Consider the following 6441-nt stretch of genomic DNA (forward strand, 5'->3'; position numbering starts at 1 on the left):
TTATGAGCAAAACAGTAAAAATTATTATCGGAATTGTCGTTTTTGTACTAATTCTTTTAGTCGCCGGATCTAAAATGGGATGGTTTGGTAAAAAAGGAGATTTCAAAGCAGTGACTGAAAAAGAAGTTATTGTAAAAGATATTGTACAAACCGTATCCGCAACAGGTAAAATTCAGCCAGAAGTTGAAGTAAAAATATCATCAGAAGTTTCTGGTGAAATACTAGAATTACCTTTTAAAGAAGGCCAAGAAGTTGAAAAAGGAGATTTATTGGTTAGGGTGAATCCAGATTTAATTCAGTCTGCCGTGAGTAGATCGCAAGCATCTTATCAAAATGTAAGAGCTGGTTTAGAACAAGCGGAAGCTAATTTAAGGCAAGCCAAGGCCGACTATGATAGAAACAAAACATTATTTGATAAAGGGGTAATTTCTAAAGCCGATTGGGACCGTTCTATAGCAACTTATGAAACAGCAGTTGCAGGAAAAAACTCTGCTTATTACAACGTACAAAGTGCGGCTGCAACCGTAAATGAAGCTAAGGACAATCTAAATAGAACAACAATATATGCTCCAATGAGTGGAACAATTTCACTTTTAAGTGTTGAGTTAGGTGAGCGTGTGGTAGGAACCCAACAAATGGCGGGAACTGAAATACTTAGAGTTGCTAACTTAAATAACATGGAGGTTGAAGTTGATGTTAACGAAAATGATATTGTAAAAGTTGCTATTGGAGATTCTACAATTGTTGAGGTTGATGCTTATTTGAAAAAAGAATTTAAAGGTGTTGTTACTGAAATAGCAAATTCTGCGGCAGGAACTTTAGCTGCAGATCAGGTCACCAATTTTAAGGTTAAAGTTAGAATTATTGAAGAATCTTATAAAGATTTAACAGAAGGGAAACCAGAAACCTATTCACCTTTTAGACCAGGAATGACAGCAACCGTAGATGTTATTACAAAAACTAGAAAAGATGCGATTTCAGTTCCCATTAGCGCAATTGTTATAAAAACAGATACTAGTGCTACAAAGAAGCCGTATGGTAAAAGTTTAACCTCTGAAGAAAATGAGGATATTGATGAGCAAAAGTTTGAATGTGTTTTTGTGAATGATAATGGAATAGCTAAACTGAAAGTTGTAAAAACTGGCATTCAAGATGATACTAATATTGAAATTATTTCAGGTTTGAGTAAAGATGATAAAATCATTACAGGACCGTATAATATGGTTTCAAAAAATTTAAACCCTGGCGATTTATTAGAAGTCACCAATTCAAAATCTGAAAACGCTTCTGATACCAAAAGCGAAGATTAAGATAACAGCTATAATATTCAAAGTACATTGTTGAAATAAAAACTATAAGCATACATGGCTTTAATTCTAAATATAGAATCAGCAACCACTAATTGTTCAGTCTCTCTATCTAAAGATGGAGAGACTTTAGTTTTAAAGGAAGATAATAGTCCTGGTTATTCGCATGCCGAAACCTTGCATTTATATATTGATGAGGTGATTAAATCGTCCGATTATAAATTATCTCAAATTGATGCAATCGCCGTAAGTAAAGGGCCAGGCTCCTATACAGGTTTACGTATAGGAGTGTCTTCAGCAAAAGGCTTGTGTTTCGCCTTAGAAAAACCGTTAATTGCAATTTCTACTTTAGAAAGTTTAGCACATCAGGTGAAAGAGAGAGATGGTATTATTATACCGATGTTAGATGCGCGACGTATGGAAGTGTATTCTGCAATCTATAATTCTAAGTTTGAAATGCAACGCCCGATTAAAGCTGAAATTTTAACGGAAGAAAGCTATGCTGAACTGCTTAATAATAATAGGATTTATTTTATTGGAAATGGTGTTGAAAAAACAAAAACACTTATCCAACACCCTAATGCAATTTTTATAAATGGAAAATTACCCTCGGCAAATGAAATGTCGAGATTAGCAGAAATAAAATATCAAAAAAGCGACACCGAAGATGTCGCTTATTTTGAACCTTATTACTTAAAGGATTTTGTAGCATTGAAAAAGAAGGTTTAACCTTGCTTTTGTATTTCTACTTGGTGAGGATAAGGAATATCAATACCAGCAGCATCTAAGGCTTCTTTGGTACGCTCTATAACGTCAAATTTAACAGTCCAATAATCTCCTGAATTTACCCATACTCTAGTAAAGAAATTAATGGAACTATCAGCCAATTCAGAAACATTTATAGCCGGAGCAGGATCTCTTAAAATTAAATCGTGTTCATTAATAACACTCATAATTACCTCTTTGGTTCGTTTGATATCCGAATCGTAACCGACCCCAAATGTGAAATCGACACGGCGTGTTGCTTCTGTTGAATAATTGACAATATTCCCATTTGATAAGCTGCCATTAGGGATGATTATTTCTTTATTATCTGGCGTCGATAATTTAGTTGTAAATATTTCAATTTCTTTAACTGTTCCAGATTCCCCTTGTGCTTTAATGTAATCCCCGATTTTAAAAGGTTTAAAAATCATAATTAAAACACCACCGGCAAAATTCCCTAAAGACCCTTGTAATGCTAAACCTATAGCTAAACCAGCTGCAGCAATAACAGCCGCAAATGAGGTTGTTTCTACACCAACAGTACCTAATACAACAATGATGAGTACTATTTTTAGAGTCCAATTGATTAAATTCAACAAGAATTTTCTTAGGCTTTCGTCATAATTCCCTTTATTCATGGCTTTTTTGGTACCGCTTAATAGCATTTTTATTACCCAACTACCAATAATCCATATTATGATAGCTCCAATAACTTTAGGCCCAAACTCTATGATAAAGTTGTATCCTGCGTCAATCCATTTTTCTGTTTCCATTTTGGTTTAAATAATTTATAAGGTTATAATAAAAAAACCCGGCAAATTTAAATTCCGAGTTTATGTGTTGAGGGTTCAAATAGCTCTTAATTAACTTCAAAAGTCAATTTGATATTTACTCTAAATTCTGTAATATTATCGTCTTTAACGATTGCAGTCTGTTCTTTTACATAAACAGATTTAATATTTTTTACTGTTTTAGAAGCTTCCTTTACTGCTTTTCTAGTGGCATCTTCCCAGCTTTTTTCAGAGTTTGCTAAAATTTCTACTACTTTTAATACTGCCATTTTATATTTTTTTAATTAATACTAATCTTAAGATAAAAAATATAAATGAAAATTTCTTAATTAATTGTTAATTGCATCTACAGTAATATCATTGTCTTTTAGCATCTCCTTAAGCATACTTTCTATGCCATTTTTAAGCGTAAATGTAGAAGAAGGACAACCACTACATGCACCTTGAAGCAAAACTTCCACTTTCTTAGTGTTTTCGTTATAAGATTTAAATTCTATGTTACCACCATCGCTTTCAACTGCAGGTTTTATATACTCTTCTAGAATATTAACTATGTTTTTTGAAACATCGTCTAAGGCTTCAAACTTTTGCTCGACAGCAGCTTCAGTTTTATTTAATTGCTTAGGTGCATCATCATTTAAAATGGTTTTACCGTCTTCAACATAAGACTTTAAAAACTCTCTCAGTTGAAGAGTAATATCTTCCCATTCTACAATATCAAACTTTGTTATAGAAATAAAATTCTTTTCCATAAAAACATTTTTTACAAATGGAAATTGAAATAATGCCGTGGCTAGAGGTGAAGGTTTAGCTTCTTCTATAGATGTGAATTCATACATATTAGGAACCAAAACTTTATTGCAAACAAATTTTAATACTCCTGGGTTTGGAGTGCTTTCTGCGTAAACTGTAACCGCAGCCTTAGGTTTTACAGCCTCTTCAGCGACTACAATACCATCTTTAGATAAATAATCTTCAATTTGAAGAGCAACTTCATCTTGTACATCTACCCATTCTACGATATTAAAGCGCTCTATCGCAATAAAATTAGAAGCGATATACACCTTTTTTACAAAGGGTAAATAGAACAATTGTTGTGCTAATGGTGAGTGTTTTGCTTCATCTATGTTGTTGAATTCAAAACTGTTATGGTCTGTTAAAAATCGATCAGCTTCAAATTTTAAAATTGTATCGTTTGAAGTAGGTACTATAGAAATTTTAGTATGTGCCATCTTTTTATTTGCAAAAGTATGAAATATCAACTTGAAACATTCATCCTTTTGATGTGTTTTACATCTATTATCTAGAGCGATTTAGATTTAATTTTACTAAATTCCGTGCTTAATATTAATAAACGTCATAACAATTGTTTAATTTTTTTGTGTAATGATTGTTTCTTTTTGTCTCAACCAACTATGAACAAATCCCTCTGTCTGCTCGCTTTAATTATTTCTTCTATTTGTTTTTCTCAAGATGTACTCATGGAAAGCGGTACATTTACAAGATGTGCACCCGATAAATTTTATGATTCAGGAGGAGAATTTGGAAATTATGGAGACAATGAAGATATTGTAACCACGATTTGTCCTCAGAATAATGACGAATTTATTATTGTTGATTTTATTGATTTTAATACACAACTTAATCGAGATGTATTAACTATTTATGATGGTGACGATGTAACAGCAGATGTTATTGGTTCTTATTCTTCTAGTAGTTCACCTCCAGGGGTTGTGTCGGCTTCGGCAAGTAATACGTCAGGATGTCTAACTTTTGCATTTACAAGTAATGAGACTGGTAATATTAATGGCTGGGAAGCGGATATTCTATGTGCAGTACAATGTCAAACAATTACCGCGTCAATAGATAGTACAGTTCCAGCAGAATCGTCGCCTAATATTGTCGAAATTTTACCGGGTGAAACTGTGGATTTTAGCGCTAGTGCTACTTTTTCTGTTGATGGTACAGGTGCCAATTATAATTGGGATTTTGGTAACGGTACTAATGGGACTGGTACCACTGGTGCTGCGACCTATAATTTTGCTGGTACTTATACCGTAACATTAACCGTTCAAGATACCAATCCCGTCGGTTGCCAGAGTACAGAAACCATATCAGTAGTTGTATTAGACCCTATTGTTTCCATAAATAGTGCCGCTTATCCAGAGTCTTCATTTAATCTTGAAGAACTAGTAGAAAACGTATTAGTATCTGGTGGATGTTCTGCGGTTCATAATTTTTCTACTCAAGTGAATGGGAATCCAAATCAGCTTGGTTCTAAAAGTTATGGATATTTTACCAGAGGTGGTGCGGTTGGTTTTCCTTTTGAAGAAGGTATTATATTATCAACAGGTGTAGCAGCAGAAGCCGGTAATTCAGTGGATGCCACGCTTGTCTCCACTAATAATGGGCAAGCAGGTGATGGCGATTTAGAGTCTGCTTTAGGTCAGGCGGATACTAACGATGCAACGTTTGTTAAATTTAATTTTGTTCCAACTTCAAATCAAATTAGTTTTAGGTATTTGATGACTTCAGAAGAATATGATGGCAGTACAGAATGTAACTACGCTGATAGTTTTGCATTTCTTTTAAGAGAAGTCGGTACTACGGATTATACGAACCTTGCCGTTTTGCCAAATGGTACCCCTGTTAGTGTAACAAATATAAATAATTCAGGAAATTGTGCTGATAACCCTACATATTTTGAAGGTTATAATATAGGTGATACTAATTATGGTGGTAGAACTGTAGTTTTAACGGCGTCAGCTACTGTAGTGCCTACGGTGACTTATGAAATAAAATTGGTTGTTGCGGATCAAGGAGATTCTATATGGGACTCCGCAATTTTCTTAGAAGCAGGTAGTTTTGTGCTTGGTGGAGAATTAGGCGATGATATAACTATTGTGGCAGGAACAGCTCAATGTGGTGGTGAAGCGATAACTTTAGATACGCAGGCACCTTCAGCTACGCATACTTGGTTTTATGCAGCAGACCCAAGCATGCCTGAAAATAGATTAGAAATAATTGGTGAGACAGCTTCTGTAATCGATGTGAATGAACCAGGTTTATATTCGGCCGATGTGTTTTTTGCCGCCGGTTGCGAAACTACGGATTCTATTTTAGTAGAATTCAAACCTACACCAATAGCTAATGACGCACCGAATATTGAATTTTGTGATGCTGATGGTATCGCTGAATTTGATTTGTCTAGTAATGATGACGATATTTTAGGAGGCCAAAATGCAGATGATTTCATCATTACTTATCATGTTACAGAACAACAAGCTATTGACAATTTAGATCCATTACCAAGTAATTATACCAATAACTCTAATCCACAAGAAATTTGGGCGCGTATAGCGGATGTCTCGCAAGAATGTTATACCACGACTAGTTTTAATATCGAGGCATTAGACCAACCTATTATTAGTCCGGCTTCAGATTTAGAATCATGTGATGACGATAGTAATGATGGAATTGCTGAGTTTGATCTTAGTAGTCAATCGTCGACAATTTTGGGTAGTCAACCGTCATCAGATTTTACAGTAAGCTACCATTTAAATTTTCAAGATGCCGAT

6 protein-coding genes are annotated in these 6441 nt (G+C 34.3%); 3 read left to right on the top strand and 3 right to left on the bottom strand.

Annotated features, from left to right (window positions below; translation table 11 throughout):
* The first annotated feature begins 2 nt into the window (after nucleotides 1-2).
* A complete protein-coding gene (locus QMA06_RS15765; protein ID WP_290207875.1) occupies nucleotides 3-1310 on the top strand; it encodes an efflux RND transporter periplasmic adaptor subunit in 1308 nt (435 codons plus the stop codon).
* 54 nt (nucleotides 1311-1364) lie between these two features.
* Nucleotides 1365-2036, top strand: a complete 672-nt coding sequence (tsaB, locus tag QMA06_RS15770) for a tRNA (adenosine(37)-N6)-threonylcarbamoyltransferase complex dimerization subunit type 1 TsaB (RefSeq protein WP_290207876.1) — start codon at nucleotides 1365-1367, stop codon at nucleotides 2034-2036.
* On the opposite strand, the gene QMA06_RS15775 is transcribed toward tsaB, so the two are convergent.
* The 3 genes from QMA06_RS15775 to QMA06_RS15785 all read right to left on the bottom strand — a co-directional run bounded on the left by QMA06_RS15775 (nucleotide 2033) and on the right by QMA06_RS15785 (nucleotide 4095).
* Nucleotides 2033-2845, bottom strand: coding sequence for a mechanosensitive ion channel family protein (locus QMA06_RS15775; protein ID WP_290207877.1), 813 nt, complete (start codon nucleotides 2843-2845; stop codon nucleotides 2033-2035). The genes tsaB and QMA06_RS15775 overlap by 4 nt on opposite strands.
* 86 nt (nucleotides 2846-2931) lie before the next feature.
* Nucleotides 2932-3132 (bottom strand): dodecin family protein, encoded by a 201-nt coding sequence (locus QMA06_RS15780; protein WP_290207879.1) that lies wholly within the window; start codon nucleotides 3130-3132, stop codon nucleotides 2932-2934.
* 60 nt (nucleotides 3133-3192) lie between these two features.
* Nucleotides 3193-4095, bottom strand: coding sequence for a NifU family protein (locus QMA06_RS15785; RefSeq protein ID WP_290207880.1), 903 nt, complete (start codon nucleotides 4093-4095; stop codon nucleotides 3193-3195).
* 183 nt (nucleotides 4096-4278) lie between these two features.
* On the opposite strand from QMA06_RS15785, the gene QMA06_RS15790 reads away from it, so the two are divergent.
* Nucleotides 4279-6441 (top strand): choice-of-anchor L domain-containing protein (locus QMA06_RS15790; RefSeq protein ID WP_290207881.1); only part of this gene is annotated, 2163 nt, incomplete at its 3' end.

Source organism: Winogradskyella bathintestinalis (assembly GCF_030407435.1).
Classification (GTDB): domain Bacteria; phylum Bacteroidota; class Bacteroidia; order Flavobacteriales; family Flavobacteriaceae; genus Winogradskyella; species Winogradskyella bathintestinalis.